The sequence below is a fragment of the Ornithinibacillus halotolerans genome, from assembly GCF_014637405.1.
In the GTDB taxonomy this organism is placed as follows: Bacteria; Bacillota; Bacilli; order Bacillales; family Amphibacillaceae; genus Ornithinibacillus; species Ornithinibacillus halotolerans.
Genome location: NZ_BMEY01000017.1, coordinates 66,045 through 86,040, shown reverse-complemented (window position 1 = coordinate 86,040; position 19,996 = coordinate 66,045). Strand labels below are relative to the sequence as shown.

The window sequence follows — 19,996 nt, the reverse complement described above, 5'->3', positions numbered from 1 at the left end:
ATATATTTATTACTACAATAACGAACGAATTAAAGCAAAATTAGCTGGTTTAAGTCCAGTACAATACCGAACTCAAACCAGCCAATCAGCTGCATAATAAAAACTCTAACTTTTGGGGGTCACCACCATATACGGAGACTCCTGTGGGAGGAAAGGCATCGGTGAGACCCCGCAGTGCGTAAGCACGAGGAGGCTCACCAGCCGCCCACGGAAAGCGCAGTATATTTCCGGGGCGCGTTAGATGCACATCCTTTAATATTTGATTTTACCCTTGTGAGAAATTGTTATGTCCCACTCTTTTTTGTGTTATCTAGATAATTTCTCTTTATAAAATCCTTCAAAGTAACTTAATGTTTCTGGATTACTTAGAGCTCCTTTATTGGCTACTTTTTCAATTGGTTGGCCCATTAATATTCGCTTTACAGGAACCTCTAGTTTCTTTCCGTTAAGAGTCTTAGGGACATCTTGGACAGGGATTACTTCAGTTGGAACATGTCTTGGTGAGCATTGATTCTTAATTTGTCTTTTTACTTTAGTGATAATCTCACTTGAAAGATTTACACCAGGCTTCAATACTACGAATAAAGGGACGTATGATTCTCCATTCTCCATTGGTATGTCAACTATTAAACTATCTTCAATCTCTTTCACTTGATCAACAGCTCGATAGATTTCACTTGTACCAATACGGATACCACCACGATTAATTGTTGCATCGGAGCGACCATAAATAATACTAGTTCCACGTTCTGTTATTTTAATATAATCCCCATGACGCCATATTCCAGGATACATATCAAAGTAGCTATCGTGCATACGACTTCCATCAACATCATTCCAAAAGAAAATAGGCATTGCTGGGAATGGTTCTGTTATAACAAGTTCTCCAACTTTATTAACGTGAGGAGTAGCATCTTCATCATAGCTTTCGATTTTAACCCCAAGACCTCGACATTGCAGCTCTCCAGCATAAACTGGCAAAATTGGAACACCAAGAATAAATGCGGTACACACATCTGTCCCACCACTAATAGAGGCAATCGTTATATCTTTTTTTACATGATCATAACACCATTGGAATCCTTCTGGCGGTAGTGGTGAACCTGTTGAACTAATTGATTTTAGTGCAGTTAAGTCAAACTCTTCTTTAGGTGTTAAATCATCTTTCATGCATGCTGTAATATAACTTGCAGATGTGCCGAAAATAGTCATTTTTGTTTCTTCGGCGAGTTTCCATAACATCTTCTTATTAGGGTAAGCGGGATTCCCATCATATAAGATAATTGTACTCCCTGTTAATAAACCACCAATTAAGTAATTCCACATCATCCAACCAGTAGTAGTAAACCAAAAGAACCGATCATTTTCATGTAGATCAGTATGAAAAGTTAATGCTTTTAAATGTTCAATTAACATACCACCTTGGCTATGTACGATTGGTTTTGGTTTACCGGTCGTTCCAGAAGAAAATAATATCCATAACGGATCATTAAAATCAACGTGTGTAAATATAATTGGCTCATCCGTCTCTCTTATTGCATTTTTCCATAAGTATACAGATTGAAGACTTGTAAATTGCTCATCCTCATTTAGATATGGAATTGCGATTGTTGCTTCCAGTGAATCTAGTTCTGATTGGATCTCTGCAACAACTTCCATTCGATTAAACTCTTTCCCACCATATTTATATCCATCAATTGTAATTAATACTTTTGGTTCGATTTGTTTAAACCGATCGATTACACTTTGTTTACCGAAATCAGGGGAAGCACTAGACCAGATTGCACCTAAGCTAGCTGTTGCTAAAAGAGCGACCGTTGCTTCGTATATATTCGGTAAATAAGCAACTACTCGGTCACCTTCTTGTACACCAAGACTTTTTAACGTTTGTTGTAATGCGGCAGTATCTTGATAAAGCTTTTTCCAACTAACATGATGTCTTTCAGTACGAATTTCAGAAGTATGTATAATTGCTGTACCGTTATTATTGTAGTTTCTAAATATGTGCTCTGCATAATTGACTTTTGCACCTTCAAACCATCTTGCGCCGGGCATCTGATGGGTTGATAATACAGACTGATAGGATGATGGTGATTGTATCTTGAAATACTCCCACAGTGATTCCCAGAACAGTTCAATATGATTTATTGACCATTCCCAGAGTGAAGAATAATTTTGAAAGGAGAGTCCTTTTTTATCTTTTAACCAGTTCATATATGACATAATGTTGGCATTATTTATCCGTTCAGCACTTGGTGTCCAAAGTAAGCTGCCTTCTTCAATTTGTCTCATAAAACTCCTCCCCCTAAAAATTCATAATTAACTTTATTATATGAAAACGGTTTCTATGTGTAAAGGTAAGTTTATTTTTTAAAAAAGCCACCGTTATAGTTTAACAAAAACTTTGAGATTTTGTCGCCCTTTATTAATAATTAAAAACCACAGGCTAGAAGCTGTGGTTTTATAATGGCCGTTCTCCAAATTTTATAAATGTATTTTCATCTTCTATAAGTCCACAAGATCCACATTGTATACGGTACTTTGGACCATTATATAATGTATGGAATGGTTCGATCACACTATTTTCATAATCATTTATGATATCTCCGGTCTGTGGGTCTAACTTAACTGGTTTTGCAACTTGCTCAATAATATTAAAGCGGGAGCGGTTTGTTTTGCAGTTTGGACAGCGATATTTTTGTGCCATTTTACACACCTCCACCGTTAGTATCAAGCCAGTATCAATTTTTATACGTTTACCTTAGAAGAAACTCTTTAGCTTAGAAAAGATAGATGATTTCTTGTTTTCGTTTTGTGGCTTTTTCTCGCTGACAGGATCATCTTCCTTCATAAATATCTCTTCTTTATCTATCGCATAGTCATAGGCTAAAACAGCCCCTATATCGGTTTCAATCTCTTCATTTGTTACTACTGTATATGGGATATTATATTTATTAGCTAAATTCTTTTCTGCTGTAAGGAAGCGAGAGGAAATATCGCCATTGAACAGCAATTTTGCATTTCTATTTTCTTGCATTGATTCTTCAAGTTTAGCTAATCCTTTATCTGACATTACTTGTCCTTTAGTTAAAGCAAGAACAATTCTTTCTCGCAGTGTACCAAGAAAATAGTCACGCTCTTCTTGCTTTGGCAGTCGAACACCATAAATCCCTTCAGTTAGATAATCTTCTACATTCTTTTTGCTCATTTAGGACACCTCACTTCTTAATATTGTATAAGAGTAGTCATTTGTGTGCAATGGAAAACGAGATTCTTGGTGAGTTGTACGGAAAATAGGGGGGGGAAGGGGGAATGGAGGATGGCTGGCCCTAGTTGAAGGGCCAGTCCATATTATTGTCCTCTTACTCGTCTTTCAGCAGCATTACTACGTGCTTGTGCTACCTTATCATCATGATCAGCAAGTTCTTCTGAATACTCTACATCAAAACCATCTGAATTGGCTAATTGACTTTTAGGAGTTTGAGCTAAATGATTTTTACCAGTTGCTCGATTATGGTCACCGCGTCCCATAACTTTCACCTCTTTCTGGAGTATTCGATTTTAGTATGAACGAACCTTTAATTTAAAAAACGAGTAATTGAAAGGAAATTTTCCCTTACAATTACTCGTTTAACATATTATTGTTCTAAATGTGGTTTAGTTGTATCAACTGGTTCATCCGGTTCTTCAGCTTGGAATGGGACACCAGTCTCATTACCATATCGATATTGTGACGGATCCACTGGTTTCCATGCTTCGTTTGGAGAATAGAAACGTAATAAATCACCATTTAATAATTTATCGGAAAGCTCGAGTTCATGGAGAACTTCATCTTTCATTTTTAACATTTCCTCAGTTGGTTCAATTTCTTCACCAGTTTCATTATCATAATAAGTTCCTGAGACAACACTATATTCAGGGGTGATATAATCACCATTACGGAAAGGTACATACTCTTTATGACCTTCTGAGAATAAGTCTGTTCCGAATTGAATATAATCCTGACCGTGAATTCCTTGTAAGTGTAGTAGGGTAGGCATAATATCGATTAGTCCACCGTATTTATGCACAGTTCCCATGCTTTCCACACCAGGAATTTTTATAATGAATGGAACTCGCTGTAATTGGGCATTCTTAAATGGTGTAATTTCTTCACCAATAATTTCTTTCATTGCCCGGTTATGGTTTTTAGAAATACCATAGTGGTCACCATATAAGAAAATAACAGAATCCTCATATAGACCAGCTTCTTTTAAATCATTAAAGAATTGTTCTAAGGATTCGTCCAAATATCTTGCTGTTTGGAAATACGTGTCAACCGATTTATCGCCTGTTTCGGCAGGTGCGATTGTCGCTAATTCCTCAGGTACGATATATGGATGATGGTGAGTTAATGTCATCATATGGGCATAGAATGGTTCGTCAAGTGATTCAAGCATCGGGATAGACTCTTTAAAGAAAGGCTTATCCAATAGACCATAGTTAATGACATTTTCTTCTGTCATATTGTAATAGCTTGCGTCAAAGTATACATCAATACCAAATTGTTTATAAACTTCATCACGATTCCAGAACGATTTATAATCACCATGGAAAATTGCTGATGTGTAACCTTGTTGTTGATTTAAGATTGCTGGTAGTGATTGATACGTATTTGTTCCTCTTGTAACAAATGCGGAACCTTGTGGTAAACCGTAAATAGAATTATCGGTAATTAATTCAGCATCGGCTGTTTTACCTTGTTCAGTTTGATGGAAAATGTTATCAAAATACGTGAACCCGAGTTCAGGATCATTTACAAGCGAGTTAAGAAATGGAGTTACCTCTTCACCATGCAACTCGTAATTTATAAGAAAAGTTTGAAATGACTCTAAGTGTATCTTTATAATGTTCTTACCTTTTGCAACACCAAATAATTCTGGATTTGGTTCAGCAAATTTATTTTTTGTATAGTTCTCAATTTCTGTAATGTCATCACTATCAGCTAATACACGCTGTGATGATGTTTTTACATTTTGGATTGCATCATAAATTGCAAAATTGTATATTCCTAAATACTTAACAATATAATTTCGATCAAATGTCCTTTTTAGTAGTTCTGGTCGGTCTGACTCTGCCAAACTTAGATTAAATGAAAATGCAATTAGACCAATAATAAGGATTAATATAGGCTTTCTGCGGCTAATTCTATCTGTAGACCATCCTTTGTGGAACCAGATGAATAATGCAATTAGAATAACCACATCTAATGCATAAACAATGTCTGTCCACTGTACAAGACTGGCAATACTACTTCCTAAGCTCCCAAAGTTGTCAGTTTGAGTTAGAGTCGGAAGTGTAATGTAGTCATTATTGAAACGATAGAAGACAACATTTGCATATATTAGTAGACTCATTAAAGCGTCAATTAGTATTATCCAAAATCCAACTCTTTTTCCTTTTGCAAATAGTGCTATTCCTAAGAAGATTAATGCAGAGCTTAATGGATTAAAGAATAATAAAAATTCCTGTATTTCATTTTTAATATCTAAATTGAATTCTGTTGTATAAATCAGATATGTTTTTAACCAGAGTAAGAGTACGGCTACAAAAAAGAAGGACATTTTAGATGTTAATATTTTTTTCATCGTATTCACCCCATCTTTTATTGCTTCCTAGATTTTTAAACTCTTTCCAATTGGAAAGTCGTCAAGTTATGATTTTAACGTAAATTAAACTACATATCAAGCAAATTTCCAGTTATTTCTATTGGGAAAGTATGGTTAGACTGTTAGTTTCCATCAGTTATAGCGACATAATCAAGTGTATTCAATTCAATTCCAAGCTATGATAAAATATAATTTGCTTGTTCACATAGAAAGGAAGCAAATATATGAGTTCACATCGTGGGAAATTATGGAAAGAATATGCACTAGTTATTTTTGGGGCTACTTTAGTAGCGTTGGCATATAACGTCTTTTTATTACCATCAAAACTTGCTGCAGGCGGTATCTCAGGAGTAAGTACCGTATTATATGAACTTTTTGGTTTTAGCCCAGCTGCTACACAATTTGTAATAAATATTCCTATCTTTATTATTGGTTGGATAGTACTTGGGAAGGACTTCGGTGGGAAAACACTTGTTGGAACATTCTGGGTTCCCTTCATGATAGGCTTGACTTCAAATACTCCAATTACTATAACAAATCCTTTCTTAGGAGCACTATATGGAGGAATTATCCTTGGTGTTGGCCTTGGCATAGTATACCTTGGAAAGGGGTCAACAGGTGGAACAGCTTCCATTGCACAAATTTTAAAGAAATTTACTGGTAAATCTAGTGGCTATACACAATTAATTGTAGATGGAGTTGTAGTTATTTCTTCCATCTTTGTATTTAGCCTTGAATTAACCCTTTTTGCATTAATGGCCATTTATATTTCTAGTAAAGCGATTGATTTTGTTCAATTAAGGACTTCCTCGTCTAAACTAATTGTTATTATTACAGAGGAGGAGAAGAAGGTTCAAGAAATTATTCGTACGGAAATCGACCGTGGCTTAACTAAAGTGAGATCTGTAGGTGGCTTCTCAAATAAAGATAAAACTTTAATACTTTGTGTCGCTGAACAACAAGAAGCAGTTAAATTAAAAGGAAAGCTTCAGCAAGAAGTTTCGGATGCTTTTGTTATCTTCCTCAATGCCTCTGAAATTTTAGGAAGAGGATTTACGTTGGATAAGTATTATGGGCAGAAGCTGTAAAGTAGAAAAGGACTGTACTTAGAGACAGTCCTTTTCAATTACTATTTTCTATCCCCGCCAAATAAATCGAATAATCCGCCTGCGACGCTACCTTCTCCTTTGGAACCTCCACGTTCAGGGGCAGCTGCAAATATTCTACTTGCAAGTCTTGAAAATGGTAAGGACTGAATCCACACCGTACCTGGACCTTTTAAAGTTGCAAAGAATAATCCTTCGCCACCGAATAGCGCAGTTTTTATTCCACCAACGAATTCTATGTTGTAGTCTACATTACCCGTCATCGCGACAAGGCAACCTGTATCCACACGTATAGATTCACCAGGCTGAAGTTCCCGTTTATGAATGGTACCACCAGCATGGACGAATGCCATGCCATCCCCTTCTAGTTTTTGCATAATAAATCCTTCGCCGCCAAAGAAGCCAGTTCCTAATCTTCTTTGAAATTCAATCCCAACAGCTACACCTTTAGCTGCAGCGAGAAAAGAATCCTTTTGGCAAATTAATTTCCCATCTAATTCACTTAGGTCCATGGGAATAATTTTACCAGGATAAGGAGAAGCAAATGAAACATGCCTTTTTCCCATACCAACATTTGTAAAAGTTGTTATAAATAAACTCTCCCCGGTAAGTACTCGTTTTCCAGCTCCAAGCAACTTGCCCATTAGTCCACCGCTTTGGCTTGATCCATCTCCAAATATTGTTTCCATTTGAATCTGGTCATCCATCATCATTAAGCTTCCTGCTTCCGCAATTACAGTTTCACTTGGGTCAAGTTCCACTTCTACAAATTGCATATCATCCCCGTATAATTTGTAGTCTATTTCATGATTGTTCATACGTTTTCCTCCTATAGTATGTAATAGATAATCATACGAATGTACTATCTAGTATGATTCATGTTTTGTTAAAAAAAGTGCCCAGTATTACCTGAGCACAATATTTTGGGCTTATTAATGTGGTTGTGTTCCTTGAATAGGAGCAAAACTGTTTATATAGTGTTGCATATCTTCTTGTTTTAGTTGTGGTACTTGGTAATATTGATTTCTGTTTTGATAAAGGAACACTTCATATGCCATTTCGATAATATTTGGAACACTATCTGCAAAGACTCTTCTTAGTACTGGGTTTGTTGTTTCAAGGGCTGCCATTGTAAATGCTGAGGCACTAGACTTTAAACAACCCATCATAAATCCAGTCACACACTCATCATTAATTTCATTAACTGATTGTGCTGGTTTCTTTGGCTGAGATGGGGTCATTCCGTATAATACGTCATTACTTGTTGTCATATTGTACGTTTGGGTTTTAACAGATGGTTCATTACCAGTCTTTAGCGTTTCAACAAGAGTATTATACAACTGTGTTAAAAAAGTCTTGTGTTGCTGCATCATAGTTTTTAGTTGTGGATCCTGGACATATTGTTCATAAATCATATACTGTTCCATGCCACCAACTAAACCACCAATAGCTTCATGCGCATCAAATAATTCATGACCACCATGACTAATATTAGCAGGCATTTGAGAAGTACCCGTTAACCCTTGATTTTGTTGTTGATTCATGTTGTTCATGTTCAAATTATTACCTCCTCTAAGAAGAATCAGGATTATTATTTTCTTTTCAAACCAAAATATCCAATCCATTAATTAGCTGGGATACATTTGATTGGAAGTGAGGAATATTATGGGAGAGGGCATTGGATTTGCTGTAGAAATGATGAATGAGTTGCTGTCATACATCATTTGAAATTGGATTTGGATGTTGAAATAATAAATGGGTACTAATAAAGAAACTAAGGCCTATCCTCTTGAAAACAGCATCTTTATTTACATATATAAACCATGCTAAGATTGCTAACTTAATGAATTTTTTATAAAGAAATGCTACGATAAAGATATATAGGGAAGGAGCGATAATATGCTTGGGAGATTACCAATTCAAATTACCGACCGTATCCATTTAATTGATGGATTTGATATGGGGATTCCATCTAGAACGGGTACATATGTGATAGATGAAGAAGAATTAACCTTAGTGGAAACGGGGCCAAGTCCTTCTATAAAACATATTAAAAAGGGTCTAGAAGGGTTAGGTCACCGATTACATGAAGTGAAATATATTATCGTAACTCACATTCATTTGGATCATGCTGGTGGAGCAGGGGTATTATTAAATTTATGTCCTAATGCTAAAGTAATTGTACATCCACGTGGGAAAAGGCATTTAATGGATCCAACTAGGTTAGCGGGTGGGGCAAGAGCAATATACGGAGAAAGTTTCTCCGAATTCTTTGACCCAATTGAACCTATTCCAGAAAGCAAACTAATTGTAAAAGGTGAAGGTGATACGTTACAGATTGGTCCTAATTGTACATTACAATTCCTGGATACTCCAGGCCATGCCAGACATCACTTTAGTATCTATGATCCAGTCAGTAATGGATTATTTACTGGGGATACGGCAGGGGTACGATATGACCAATTAGATTCTTTAGGAATTGATTTATTTTTACCATCCACATCACCTAATCATTTTGACCCATCAGCAATGCATGAATCAATTAATCGCATGTTAGATATGAATCTAGACTTTATTTACTTTGGTCACTTCGGTTCAACAATGAAAACGACGGCAGCCTTACATCAAGTTAAAGAGTGGTTAGATATTTTTGTAGAAGAAGGCGAGCAAGTTATTGCAGAAGGTAAAGGATATGATGTGTTAGCAGAACGTATGTTAGGGCGTGTTAAGGAGCATTTAAGAGAGTTAAATGTACCTGATGATCACCATGTTTATATCTTAATAAACTTAGATATGCAAGTGAGTGCCCTAGGAATTATTGATTATTTTCAAAAACTAAAGCAGTAAAAAATGGTAGCCTAAGACTGGGCTACCATTTTTAAACTTTATATTTATCAAATGTCAATATCTAGTATGATTGGACAATGATCACTTCCTAATACAGAAGTATGTGCGTCTGAATCAATTAGTTTGTCTTTCATTCTTTCTGAAACGATAAAGTAATCAATTCTCCAACCAATATTCCGTTCACGTACCGTTTTCATATAACTCCACCATGTGTAAATATCGTCTTTTTCTGGGTAAAAGTAACGTAATGTGTCAATAAATCCAGCATTTAAGAGGCGAGACATTTTCCCCCGTTCTTCCTCTGTAAATCCTGAATTGCCATAATTTGTTTTGTAGTTTCGTATGTCAATTTCCTGATGAGCAACATTTAAATCGCCACATAAGATTACTGGTTTTACCTTATCATGATTCAATATATGATTAAATAAAGCGTCTTCCCATTCTAAGCGTATAGGTAATCTGGCTAAATCGCGTTGTGAGTTAGGGGTATACACATTAATAAGAAAGAAGTCTTCATACTCCAATGTAATTATTCGCCCTTCAGCCTGGGTTTCCTCATCTCCTAACCCGTAACGTATAGAGAGAGGTTTATTTTTTGTGAAAACTGCTGTTCCTGAATAACCTTTTCTCTCTGCGTAGTTCCAATATTGATAATAGCCTTGTAAATCCAGTTCTATTTGTCCTTCTTGTAGCTTTGTTTCTTGTACACAAAATATATCTGCATTTACCTCATGAAAATAATCTATAAAACCTTTTCGGACACATGCTCGTAACCCATTAACATTCCAAGATACTAACTTCATTTTCTTCCCTCTTTTATTTACTGTTACAAAATGGTAGTACACACTACCAAAGAAACTAGTGTTATTTGTCTACTATATTATGATAACACCAACTAATAAATAGGTCATAGCTTAACTATTATTACCATTAGACAATTCGGAACATCTATTTATCATGTATGTTTCAACGGTGAAGTATTATACGAAGGAGAAATCGTCCTCGAGAAAGAAAGAGAAGATGACTATTCATTATATTTTTATCGTTTATTAGTAAATTAATTAAGATGTGGTTGGTACTATGCCCCAACCACATTTTGATATATTTTATCTATTTTTTCTCTGAATAGGTCCAAATGGACGATTCTTGCATCACGTAAGAATTCTTTACCGTCAACAAATAGGAGTAATACAGGAACTGTAAAAATAGAGAATCTGCCTGCAATCTCTGTAACCACATTCGCATCTATGGAACCAATTTTTATTTCTGGGTAATGAGACAGTATTTCTAACACTTGAGGTTTAAGTGCATGACATACACTACATTCTGGCTGTGAAATGTACAAAAAGGCTAATCTATTTGACTGAATAAATTCTTCAATCGAATGTAAATTTGTAAATGTTTGCATATGTTTCCTCCTACGTATTATTATATTCGAATTATGAATTTGTACCCAATCATATGTATGAAAAGAAAACAAGACATTCAACGAAGGAATGCCTTGTTTTTAAATGAAATTATACTGAATTTGCTGGTGTAGTTGGATCTAGGCACTGAATTGCACAGAAACAGTGGAGGTCAACGGTGATACAGATACCAGTTTCACGTAATCCATTAGCGCTACTTGGTAGAAACCCACATTCAAGTTGTGGATGATTTGGACTTGGTATAATAGTCTGACTTCCAGATGACGTAACTTCAAGAAGCTCTAATTCCACACAACAATCATGTTTGAATTTTTTTGCTTTAAAAATCGGTGTTTCTACACAGTCAAAAGTTGTAGTGGTATTCTCATTCATTCGTACACCTCTAGCAAAGAACAAATCACAATCACCTTTACAATATAATAAGAATGGAATTGTAGTAGGACCGTTATCAGTTACAGTGGTAGGTGAAAGCAATTTTTCAATGGATTGTTCACAACCTGTAGTACAGCAATTATTTTGATTTTCTTCAGCCTCATTTTGCGCTAAGACAATTTTACGAACCATATCGCAAACACAATGACCAGAGTGTTTTCCAGAACAACAACTCATGCTATTTTCTCTCCTTTATTTATGAATTTTGTTATACACTATAATCTATGTTGGAGTGAAAACACTGGTTGTTTACTAGTCTATTTCTAGTGAAAATGAGTAATATAACTATATTATTTGAAGAAAATAGATTCTTTTATTATGGTAATAGCCAACACGAATAAGGAACTAGATGATTATATAAAATAAACTCTATCCATGGTGGCACTAGATACTAGCCTTCCATGAAACTAGGAGCTACGCTAAGCGTAGCTCCTGTCTTTTATACAAGTTTAAATTTAGGTACTTATAATAGAAAAAGGTTGTTTGGAACTTCATTGAATAATTTCCACGTTTTTAAGTAAGAAAAAGAAGACTATGGTGATGAATAAGGAGAGGTAAGGATATTTACTTATGAAGAAGAATCCTTTCTTGTTAGCTTCTTGTAGTTTTTTCTCAGTTTCATAAGAGACAAGCATGAAAATCATAACGGTAAATAGAGTTAATATTTTAAGCATTGTATCCGGGTTAGACATAGTGACCATTTCGCCAAGCATTGCACCCATCATACCGCCCATTAATCCAGATACACTTCCATCAATAACTGCAAATAATGAAAAAGGTATACCTGTAATAAATCCAATGGATAGGCCAATCAGAATGGAGATGATTGTGGATACAAGTAAATCACCATGAAGAATGACTCCGACAACAGTACCAAATAGCACTCCACTCATCATTCCTAAAGTCATGGCTACAATCATGCCATGCATTCTATCTAGGTGATAGCTATAATAGAAATTAATGAAAATAACACTTATTATTTGAAGTGTACATAGACTTAGAATGAAGAAAAGCATGTAGGTCATATTTTTATTCCTTTCATGAAGGTTGTCCATGCTTTAATGTATTCAAAGACAGGAAATAATATGATTTGCAAGGAATATAATATTTTTTATATGGTACTATTAAAAACAAGCCAAACTATGCTATTTTAGATTTATGGATTGTTAATATTTCTTAAAGTTTCAAATGGAAAGGGCGTCTAAATTGAAAAAGAAAAAAGTAGGTATTATTTTCGGAGGGAAATCTGCAGAGCATGAAGTATCACTGCAGTCTGCTAAAAATATTGTTGATGCGATCGATAAGGATAAATATGAAGTTACTCTAATTGGTATTGCTAAAGATGGAAAATGGCATTTAAACGACCAATCGTCTTATTTATTGAATGCTGAGAATCCTAGATTAATTTCTTTAAATAAATCAAATGATAATGTAGCTATTGTACCTGGGTCTGCTAGTAATCAATTGATTCATGTAGAAAATGCGACAAGCCTAGAACAATTAGACGTAATATTCCCGATTGTACATGGAACGCTTGGAGAAGATGGAAGTTTACAGGGGATGTTACGGATGGCAAATCTGCCATTTGTAGGACCAAGTGTACTAGGATCATCGATATGTATGGATAAAGATATTGCGAAAAGATTGTTGCATGCAGCTGGTATAAATGTTGCAAAAGGCATTGTAGTGAAACGTTCTAACAAAGATAAATTAAGCTATAAAGAGATAAGCGAAAAGCTTGGAGTACCAATGTTTGTGAAACCAGCTAACCAAGGATCTTCCGTTGGAGTGAGTAAAGTGAAGACGGAAGAAGAATTTAGAGTAGCAATAGAAGAAGCTTTCCAATATGATCATAAAGTTGTTATAGAAGAGAATATTGTTGGCCGTGAAATTGAGTGTGCTGTTCTAGGAAATGACGATCCAATTGCATCTATTCCAGGTGAAGTGCTACCTAATACTGATTTTTATTCATATGAGTCAAAGTATATTGATGAAAAAGGTGCTGAACTTGCTATTCCAGCAGAGCTTTCTGAAGAACAAGTGAAGAAAGTTCAACAGGTAGCAATCGAAGCTTTTAAAACACTTGAATGTGAAGGGCTTGCTCGTGTCGACTTCTTCTTAACAAACGAGAATAAGTTGTACGTTAATGAAGTAAATACATTACCAGGCTTTACGAAAATTAGTATGTATCCAAAACTTTGGGAAATTAGCGGTATACCTTATACAGAACTAATTAGTAAATTAATTGATTTAGCAGTAGAAAGACATCAAAATGATTCTAATTTGAAGAGTACTGTTTGGGATTAATAAAGAAGGAGTCTATTCGATTTAGGGTAGACTCCTTCTTTTCTTCATACAGATTTTTATATAGCTAGTATTCGACATTATTAATACTTTTTCTAATTTTGTCTAATGATGGTTTGAAGATTAGACATTTTCTTATGCCTTGTAACATTTTGTATGGTGAAAGCGCTGTTAATGCATTCGTGATTTAACTAATATAAAACGTTTTGAATTTATCCTCCACCGGAATTCGGTCTTTCTTTTCTGGTTTCTCATCAAAATAACCCATGTGTAAAAAACCAATAATTCTTTCATTGTCGCTAACCTGTAGCAACTCTTCTACTTGAGGATCGTATATATGTGGATTTGTTTTCCATACTACACCTAGCTCTTCTTCCCAAGCGAGGAGTTGGAAGTTTTGGATCAGACAAGCGGTAGCACCAAAGTTCTCATCTTGCTTTTTCTGGTTTTCCCCTTTTTCCATGATAACGACTAAAATGGCACTTGGTTCATTTAAGTAATTCTCACGGTTTGCTTGTCTCTCTTTAGGGTATGTGCTAGCAATCTGTTTAGCGAATTGCCTCTTTTGCTTATCTCCAACAAATATAAATCGCCACGGTTGTCTCATTCCGTGATTAGGAGCCCAAATAGCATCTTCTAATAAATTTATAACTGTTTGTTCTTCAACTAATTTATTATTATATCCTTTTTTTATAGATCGTCTTTCTCGAATTAGTTTTGCTATATCGGTCTGTTGTTTAAGTATTTGCATGTTCTAACGCCCCTTTGTTGTTAGTCCGTGAATGATAATCATTTTCATTTATCAACATATTACTTCATACAAATTGGAAAAGCAAATTGGTGACAATCGTATGTCGAATCTATATCCTTCATGAAAATGTGATAATAATCACGAACATGCACTGAAAAATAGGTGTATGATAGAGAAGTAATGATAGTGTATGGAGGTTAGCCTATGTCTTTTTATGAGGTACTTGTATTTATTCATATATTTTCTGCTATTTTAGGTATGGGTCCTGGATTTATGATGATACCAATTGTATCGAAAGCAACAAACTTAACAGAGCTGAGGCATGCTTATACAATTAGAAATCGAATGCACATATTCACTATGGTTGGTGGTACGCTGTTATTAATAACTGGTATATGGATGGGTATTATCAATAATTATTTATTTCAACAAGGCTGGTATGTTACAAGTTTAGTTCTATTTTTAATTGCGCTAGCTTTCGGCCCACTTTTACTGTCTCCAAGATCAAAACCAATTAAAAAACTTTTGAATGAAGCTGTAGGGGAGAATATTCCAGATCAATATAGCAAGTTGTCAAAGAAATTATTTTTTGTAGAAAGAATAGAAAATGTGATATTTATAGTAATTATTGCTTTAATGATTCTTAAACCATTTTAAAAAGCGAGGGAAGATTCCCTCGCTTTTACTTATTTAGTTTTTCTTCCAAATACTCTTCTAAAGTAATGCCCCGTTCCATTATTTCAGTTGCTGCTTTTATTCCAACGTACCGTAAATGCCACGGTTCATATTGATAGCCAGTGATATCTTCTTTTCCTTCTGGATAGCGAATGATGAATCCATATTTGTGAGCATTTTCTTGTAACCATATTCCTTCTTCTGTTTCTCCAAATTCAGTAACTAAGGCGTAATTTACTTGAGGACTTGTTACGTCCATTGTTAGACCAGATTGATGTTCACTTTCTCCAGGTTTTGCACTAAATGTATTTGCTTGTTCTTCTCCATGATTGGAAACATAGGCTGCAAATAGAACATCCTGTCTTTCATAAGAACGAAAACCAGATTGAGCAAATAAATCAAGGCTCTCTAAATCAGCATCTCCAAACATTTTCTCTAGTGCATCAGCAGCAACCTTACGCATTTGTTTTTTTGGTAAATCTTCAACAAACGGAAAGCGTACGTCAGGAACTACTAAATCAATAGGTTCATAGTCTGCTGGTAGCGCATGCTGTTTATTTATTAAGGCTAAAACATCGTATGGATTAGAGATAGTTTTCGTATCTTCATCTATTTGTTCTTCCTCAACAAATGCAAGGCCGACTCCAGGTGTAAGTGATATCTCGTTATCTAGTACGGTTTCCAATTCTAATCTTGTCTCTTCATCATATAAACCTGTTGCGAGTAAGTTTTCGGTTTGAAGTTGGAAATCTGTAATCGCCCACACTGTTTCATTATCATACAGTGAAGAGTCAGTGATTTCATAACCAATGTGGATTAATACGTTTTGAAGTTCATCTACAGATTGACCTTGATCTCCTTTTTGTAATACATCTGAGGGGAGAGATAATTCTTTCACTATCTCAGGTTCTTCCTCCTCTACTGCTTCTTCCTTAACTTCATTCTCATTTTCAGTACCCGTATCATTCATGTTCTCTATCACACTAGAATTGTTATTTGAAGTATTGCAAGCTGCTAACATAAGCAGCAAACTAGTAAATATTAATATATGAACTGCTTGTTTGTATGACATCAAAGCACTCTCCCTTGGAAATAAAGCATTCTAATATCTATTATACTACTAATAACTCGATTGAATGAGGGAATATATTTTTATCTATATGGTAAAAATATGAAGAAATGCATTATACTATAAATGCAGGGATTTAATTGTGCTTTTCACTTAATAGAAAGGGAGAAGCGTAATGTTTGAACAATTGGATAGAAAAATAGAGGAAGTTGTAAAAGAAATAGGATTTTCAGGGGCTATTAGCATCCAAAAAGGACAAGAAACTATTTATGAAGCAGCATTTGGTTATGCCAACCGATCGGACAAATTAGATAACACTATTGATACGAGATTTGGCATTGCTTCCGGATGTAAAATCTTCACAGCAGTTGGAATAGGTATTCTTGTCGAGCAAGGGAAAATATCGTTTGACTCCTATTTGAAGGACTACTTAGACATTGATTTTTCAAGCTTTTCAGAGGATATAACCGTACATCATCTATTAACTCATACTTCTGGGATACCGGATTACTTTGATGAATCGGTAATGGATGATTTTGCAGATTTGTGGAAAGTAAAACCAATGTATCTGATTCGTGAACCTAAAGATTTTTTATCTATGTTCCAATCAAATGAGATGATGTTTCCGCCAGGAAGAATGTTTCATTATAATAATGCAGCATTTATTGTACTAGGTTTACTCATTGAGCAGATATCTGGGAAGAAATTCACTGATTTTGTTGAAGAATACATCTTTAGAAAATCAGGTATGACTGACTCTGGTTATTTCTCCTTAGATGAATTACCTTCAAATACAGCGTTAGGGTATATTGAATCTGACGTGGTTGGAACTTGGAAGACAAACATATACTCCATTCCTGTTAAAGGAGGACCTGATGGAGGAGCCTTTATTACAATCCGAGATATGCAGAAATTCTGGAATGCATTATGCAATCATTCTCTTTTATCTAGTGAGATAACGGAGAAACTGTTAACTCCATATGTTGAAAGTGATGAAGATGAATTTTATGGGTATGGCATTTGGATTGAGAAAAAGGGAAATAATATTACCAAACATCATGTTATGGGCTATGACCCAGGTGTCAGTTTTCACTCTGCAATATATAATAGTGGAATAAAAGTTGTTATTACTTCTAATGAGTCGGCAGGTGCGTATGATATTTTGCTTGCGATAGAAGGAGAATTGTCTTAGGCAAGCACACTTTTCTTTTTTCTTCATATCTTTGTAGAAGAAAACAAAGAGGAGTGGGAAAATGGAGAAATCAATAGTTACTCCGTATGCAAAAAGGCAATATTCTTCTAATGTCATTACATTCTTTTTATTTTGGTGTGCTTTAATGGTTGTCTCTAGTGCCTATGTAACGACACCACTCTTTTCTGTCTTTGAAAGTACGTTTCAAGTATCGAAAACGATGTCTGCTTGGACTAGCAGCTCGTTTTCGCTTTTTTATGCGATTGGCTTCTTGTTGTTTGGACCACTTGCCGATCGTATCGGTAGAAAACCTGTATTACTATTTGGCTTAGCCACATTAGCAATTATCACTCCCCTAATTGGTGTAACTAGTAGCTTTATAGGACTAGTAATTTTACGTGGATTACAAGGATTTCTTGCTTCTACTTTTGCCCCTTCTGCATTAGCATATGCCTTCGATGTCATTCCTTCTAATAAACTTGTTACTACAATTGGTTTTATCAGTTTTGGCTATGTTACTTCTGGAATTGTTGGGCAAGTGCTTGCCGATGTATTATTTCAAATTGGAAGTTGGAATATGGTTTTCTATGTATTTGGCGCATTATATTTTGTAACATTTATAGCTGGAATAATCCTAATGCCAACACCAAATATGGAAAAACATAAAGAAGGATTAAACTTCTACATTTATCATAGTAAGGTTATTTTTAAACAACAAAATTTCATATTAATCTATGCGATCACAATTATGTTGTTATTAACATTTATGGGAATGTATACGTTACTCGGGAGTTATCTGGAAGGAGCACCGTTTTACTTAAATGATAAAGAAATATTAGGTTTTCGAGCTATAGGTATTATTGGTATGCTTGTCTCTCCATTTGTAGGCAAAATTGTAAAGAGAATTGGAGTACTGACTACTTTAAGATGTGGTTTAGCACTATCGGCCCTAGGACTTTTCTTATTAGGAATAGGCAACAGTATATTTTTTCTAATTATGATGAGTATTGTTTATGTATTTGGCATATCGATCATTTTTCCATCCATTATGGTACTTGTTGGAGAGTTAGGTGGAGAGAGAAGAGCTCTTGCTAATGCATACTACGCATTTATCTTATTTATTGGGGCAATGCTTGGGCCAATCATTGCAATTGAATTATTAGAACTTACAACAATGTTTATGACGTTTACAATATTAGCATTAATGCTAGTAGTCGGCTTTGTTTTATCCATCTTTTTAAAATATCAAAAACAGCTTAGGGAATAGACCCTAAGCTGTGTGATTTGCTTCGAATAGTTTACTGATTTCTATAATAACATTTGTTGCTTTTTCCATATTATCTACAGAGATGTATTCAAATTTTCCGTGGAAGTTTTCTCCACCAGTAAATATGTTAGGTGTCGGTAATCCCATGTACGATAATTGCGATCCGTCTGTTCCACCACGAACTGGTTCTATAATTGGTTCAATATCTAGATTAGTCATTGCTTGTTTAGCAACTTCTACAATTTCAATAACAGGTTCAATCTTTTCACGCATATTGTAATATTGGTCGTTCATTTCTAGTTCAACGCTTGAATCTCCGTATTTTTCTTTCATCTCTTCGACAAATCTCGTTAATGTTTCTTTTTTAGATTCAAATTTTTCACGGTCATGATCACGAATAATATAATATACACGCGTATTTTCTACATCACCAGTAATCGAGATTAGATGGTAGAAACCTTCATATCCTTCCGTATGCTCTGGTGATTCTTTTTCAGGGAATTTATTTACAAATTCAGCAGCCATTTTACCTGCATTAATCATTTTATTTTTTGCAGTTCCTGGATGTACGCTATTTCCTTTAAAGTGGACTTTAGCTGCTGCAGCATTAAAACTTTCATACTGTAGCTCACCAAGAGGCCCACCATCGATCGTATACGCAAAGTCAGCATTAAATCGTTCTACATCAAACTTATGAGGTCCACGGCCAATTTCCTCATCAGGTGTGAATGCAACACGTATTTTTCCATGTTTTATTTCTGGATGTTTAATTAAATAGTCCATTGCTGTCATAATTTCAGCGATTCCAGCTTTGTTATCTGCACCAAGTAGTGTTGTACCATCTGTTGTTATTAGTGTATGCCCTTTATAACTTGGCAATTCGGGAAACTCATTACTAGATAACACAACATTTAATTCTTCGTTCAATACTATATCTTTTCCATCAAAATTCTCTATTAGCTGTGGTTTAACATTTTTGCCAGTAAAATCAGTTGCTGTATCAACATGAGCTAAAAATCCAATTGTTGGAACGCCGACTTTATCTGTATTTGCTGGCAATGTAGCGAATACATATCCATTTTCATCAATGGATACTTCTTCCATTCCTATCTCCTTTAACTCATCAACGAGTAAATTTAGCAGATCTAATTGTCCAGGCGTTGACGGGGTTGTAGTACTATCTTCATTTGACTGTGTATCAACTTTTACATATGTAGTAAAACGGCTAATAATGTCTTCTTTCACATCAATTCGCTCCTTATAGGAATTTATTGTAAT

General features: G+C 35.0%; 21 protein-coding genes. 7 read left to right on the top strand and 14 right to left on the bottom strand.

What is annotated here, in order from left to right:
• On the top strand, positions 1 to 97 hold a 97-nt coding region (locus tag IEV35_RS15105), incomplete at its 5' end, for an IS3 family transposase (RefSeq protein WP_188385031.1).
• Between the two features lie 209 nt (positions 98 to 306).
• Here the strand turns inward: IEV35_RS15105 and IEV35_RS15100 are convergent.
• The 5 genes from IEV35_RS15100 to ltaS form a co-directional block, all read right to left on the bottom strand.
• Positions 307 to 2,292 (bottom strand): acetoacetate--CoA ligase, encoded by a 1,986-nt coding sequence (locus IEV35_RS15100; RefSeq protein WP_188385496.1) that lies wholly within the window; start codon positions 2,290 to 2,292, stop codon positions 307 to 309.
• 169 nt (positions 2,293 to 2,461) lie between these two features.
• Positions 2,462 to 2,707 (bottom strand): DNA alkylation repair protein, encoded by a 246-nt coding sequence (locus IEV35_RS15095; protein WP_188385495.1) that lies wholly within the window; start codon positions 2,705 to 2,707, stop codon positions 2,462 to 2,464.
• 54 nt (positions 2,708 to 2,761) lie between these two features.
• Positions 2,762 to 3,208 (bottom strand): YueI family protein, encoded by a 447-nt coding sequence (locus IEV35_RS15090; protein ID WP_188385494.1) that lies wholly within the window; start codon positions 3,206 to 3,208, stop codon positions 2,762 to 2,764.
• Positions 3,209 to 3,351: 143 nt separating this feature from the next.
• Entirely contained in the window at positions 3,352 to 3,531 is a 180-nt protein-coding gene (locus IEV35_RS15085) for a YfhD family protein (RefSeq protein WP_188385493.1), read from the bottom strand.
• A gap of 107 nt (positions 3,532 to 3,638) precedes the next feature.
• The gene (gene ltaS, locus IEV35_RS15080; RefSeq protein WP_188385492.1) at positions 3,639 to 5,627 is read right to left on the bottom strand and encodes a lipoteichoic acid synthase; all 1,989 of its coding nucleotides are present in this window, start codon (positions 5,625 to 5,627) and stop codon (positions 3,639 to 3,641) included.
• Between the two features lie 245 nt (positions 5,628 to 5,872).
• On the opposite strand from ltaS, the gene IEV35_RS15075 reads away from it, so the two are divergent.
• Positions 5,873 to 6,736, top strand: coding sequence for a YitT family protein (locus IEV35_RS15075; protein ID WP_188385491.1), 864 nt, complete (start codon positions 5,873 to 5,875; stop codon positions 6,734 to 6,736).
• Positions 6,737 to 6,777: 41 nt separating this feature from the next.
• Here the strand turns inward: IEV35_RS15075 and IEV35_RS15070 are convergent, their stop codons facing one another.
• Both IEV35_RS15070 and IEV35_RS15065 read right to left on the bottom strand, forming a co-directional pair.
• Positions 6,778 to 7,572: a TIGR00266 family protein gene (locus IEV35_RS15070; protein ID WP_188385490.1), complete on the bottom strand. Its 795-nt coding sequence runs from the start codon at positions 7,570 to 7,572 to the stop codon at positions 6,778 to 6,780.
• Between the two features lie 114 nt (positions 7,573 to 7,686).
• Positions 7,687 to 8,307 (bottom strand): spore coat protein, encoded by a 621-nt coding sequence (locus IEV35_RS15065; RefSeq protein ID WP_188385505.1) that lies wholly within the window; start codon positions 8,305 to 8,307, stop codon positions 7,687 to 7,689.
• Positions 8,308 to 8,653: 346 nt separating this feature from the next.
• Here IEV35_RS15065 and IEV35_RS15060 point away from each other — a divergent pair, with 346 nt between their 5' ends.
• Positions 8,654 to 9,601 carry an MBL fold metallo-hydrolase gene (locus IEV35_RS15060; protein WP_188385489.1) on the top strand — a complete coding sequence of 316 codons (948 nt, stop codon included), beginning with the start codon at positions 8,654 to 8,656 and terminating at the stop codon, positions 9,599 to 9,601.
• A gap of 47 nt (positions 9,602 to 9,648) precedes the next feature.
• Here IEV35_RS15060 and IEV35_RS15055 read toward each other — a convergent pair whose 3' ends face one another.
• The 4 genes from IEV35_RS15055 to IEV35_RS15040 all read right to left on the bottom strand — a co-directional run bounded on the left by IEV35_RS15055 (position 9,649) and on the right by IEV35_RS15040 (position 12,485).
• Complete coding sequence (locus tag IEV35_RS15055; RefSeq protein WP_188385488.1) at positions 9,649 to 10,404, bottom strand: exodeoxyribonuclease III; 756 nt, start codon at positions 10,402 to 10,404, stop codon at positions 9,649 to 9,651.
• A 275-nt stretch (positions 10,405 to 10,679) separates the two neighbouring features.
• The gene (locus IEV35_RS15050; protein ID WP_188385487.1) at positions 10,680 to 11,009 is read right to left on the bottom strand and encodes a thioredoxin family protein; all 330 of its coding nucleotides are present in this window, start codon (positions 11,007 to 11,009) and stop codon (positions 10,680 to 10,682) included.
• A 109-nt stretch (positions 11,010 to 11,118) separates the two neighbouring features.
• Positions 11,119 to 11,637 (bottom strand): CotY/CotZ family spore coat protein, encoded by a 519-nt coding sequence (locus IEV35_RS15045; protein ID WP_188385486.1) that lies wholly within the window; start codon positions 11,635 to 11,637, stop codon positions 11,119 to 11,121.
• A gap of 314 nt (positions 11,638 to 11,951) precedes the next feature.
• Positions 11,952 to 12,485, bottom strand: a complete 534-nt coding sequence (locus tag IEV35_RS15040; protein WP_229740767.1) for a hypothetical protein — start codon at positions 12,483 to 12,485, stop codon at positions 11,952 to 11,954.
• A gap of 181 nt (positions 12,486 to 12,666) precedes the next feature.
• Between IEV35_RS15040 and ddlA the strand changes: the two genes are divergently transcribed.
• Positions 12,667 to 13,767, top strand: coding sequence for a D-alanine--D-alanine ligase (ddlA, locus tag IEV35_RS15035; protein ID WP_188385484.1), 1,101 nt, complete (start codon positions 12,667 to 12,669; stop codon positions 13,765 to 13,767).
• 184 nt (positions 13,768 to 13,951) lie between these two features.
• On the opposite strand, the gene IEV35_RS15030 is transcribed toward ddlA, so the two are convergent.
• The gene (locus IEV35_RS15030) at positions 13,952 to 14,515 is read right to left on the bottom strand and encodes a nitroreductase family protein (RefSeq protein WP_188385483.1); all 564 of its coding nucleotides are present in this window, start codon (positions 14,513 to 14,515) and stop codon (positions 13,952 to 13,954) included.
• A gap of 204 nt (positions 14,516 to 14,719) precedes the next feature.
• On the opposite strand from IEV35_RS15030, the gene IEV35_RS15025 reads away from it, so the two are divergent.
• Positions 14,720 to 15,172, top strand: coding sequence for a DUF2269 family protein (locus tag IEV35_RS15025; protein WP_188385482.1), 453 nt, complete (start codon positions 14,720 to 14,722; stop codon positions 15,170 to 15,172).
• Between the two features lie 25 nt (positions 15,173 to 15,197).
• Here the strand turns inward: IEV35_RS15025 and IEV35_RS15020 are convergent, their stop codons facing one another.
• A complete protein-coding gene (locus tag IEV35_RS15020; RefSeq protein ID WP_188385481.1) occupies positions 15,198 to 16,262 on the bottom strand; it encodes a D-alanyl-D-alanine carboxypeptidase family protein in 1,065 nt (354 codons plus the stop codon).
• Positions 16,263 to 16,434: 172 nt separating this feature from the next.
• Between IEV35_RS15020 and IEV35_RS15015 the strand changes: the two genes are divergently transcribed.
• Both IEV35_RS15015 and IEV35_RS15010 read left to right on the top strand, forming a co-directional pair.
• Positions 16,435 to 17,451, top strand: coding sequence for a serine hydrolase domain-containing protein (locus IEV35_RS15015; protein WP_188385480.1), 1,017 nt, complete (start codon positions 16,435 to 16,437; stop codon positions 17,449 to 17,451).
• Positions 17,452 to 17,512: 61 nt separating this feature from the next.
• Complete coding sequence (locus IEV35_RS15010) at positions 17,513 to 18,718, top strand: MFS transporter (protein ID WP_188385479.1); 1,206 nt, start codon at positions 17,513 to 17,515, stop codon at positions 18,716 to 18,718.
• 3 nt (positions 18,719 to 18,721) lie between these two features.
• Here IEV35_RS15010 and pepT read toward each other — a convergent pair whose 3' ends face one another.
• A complete protein-coding gene (gene pepT, locus IEV35_RS15005; RefSeq protein ID WP_188385478.1) occupies positions 18,722 to 19,963 on the bottom strand; it encodes a peptidase T in 1,242 nt (413 codons plus the stop codon).
• Positions 19,964 to 19,996 lie beyond the last annotated feature (33 nt).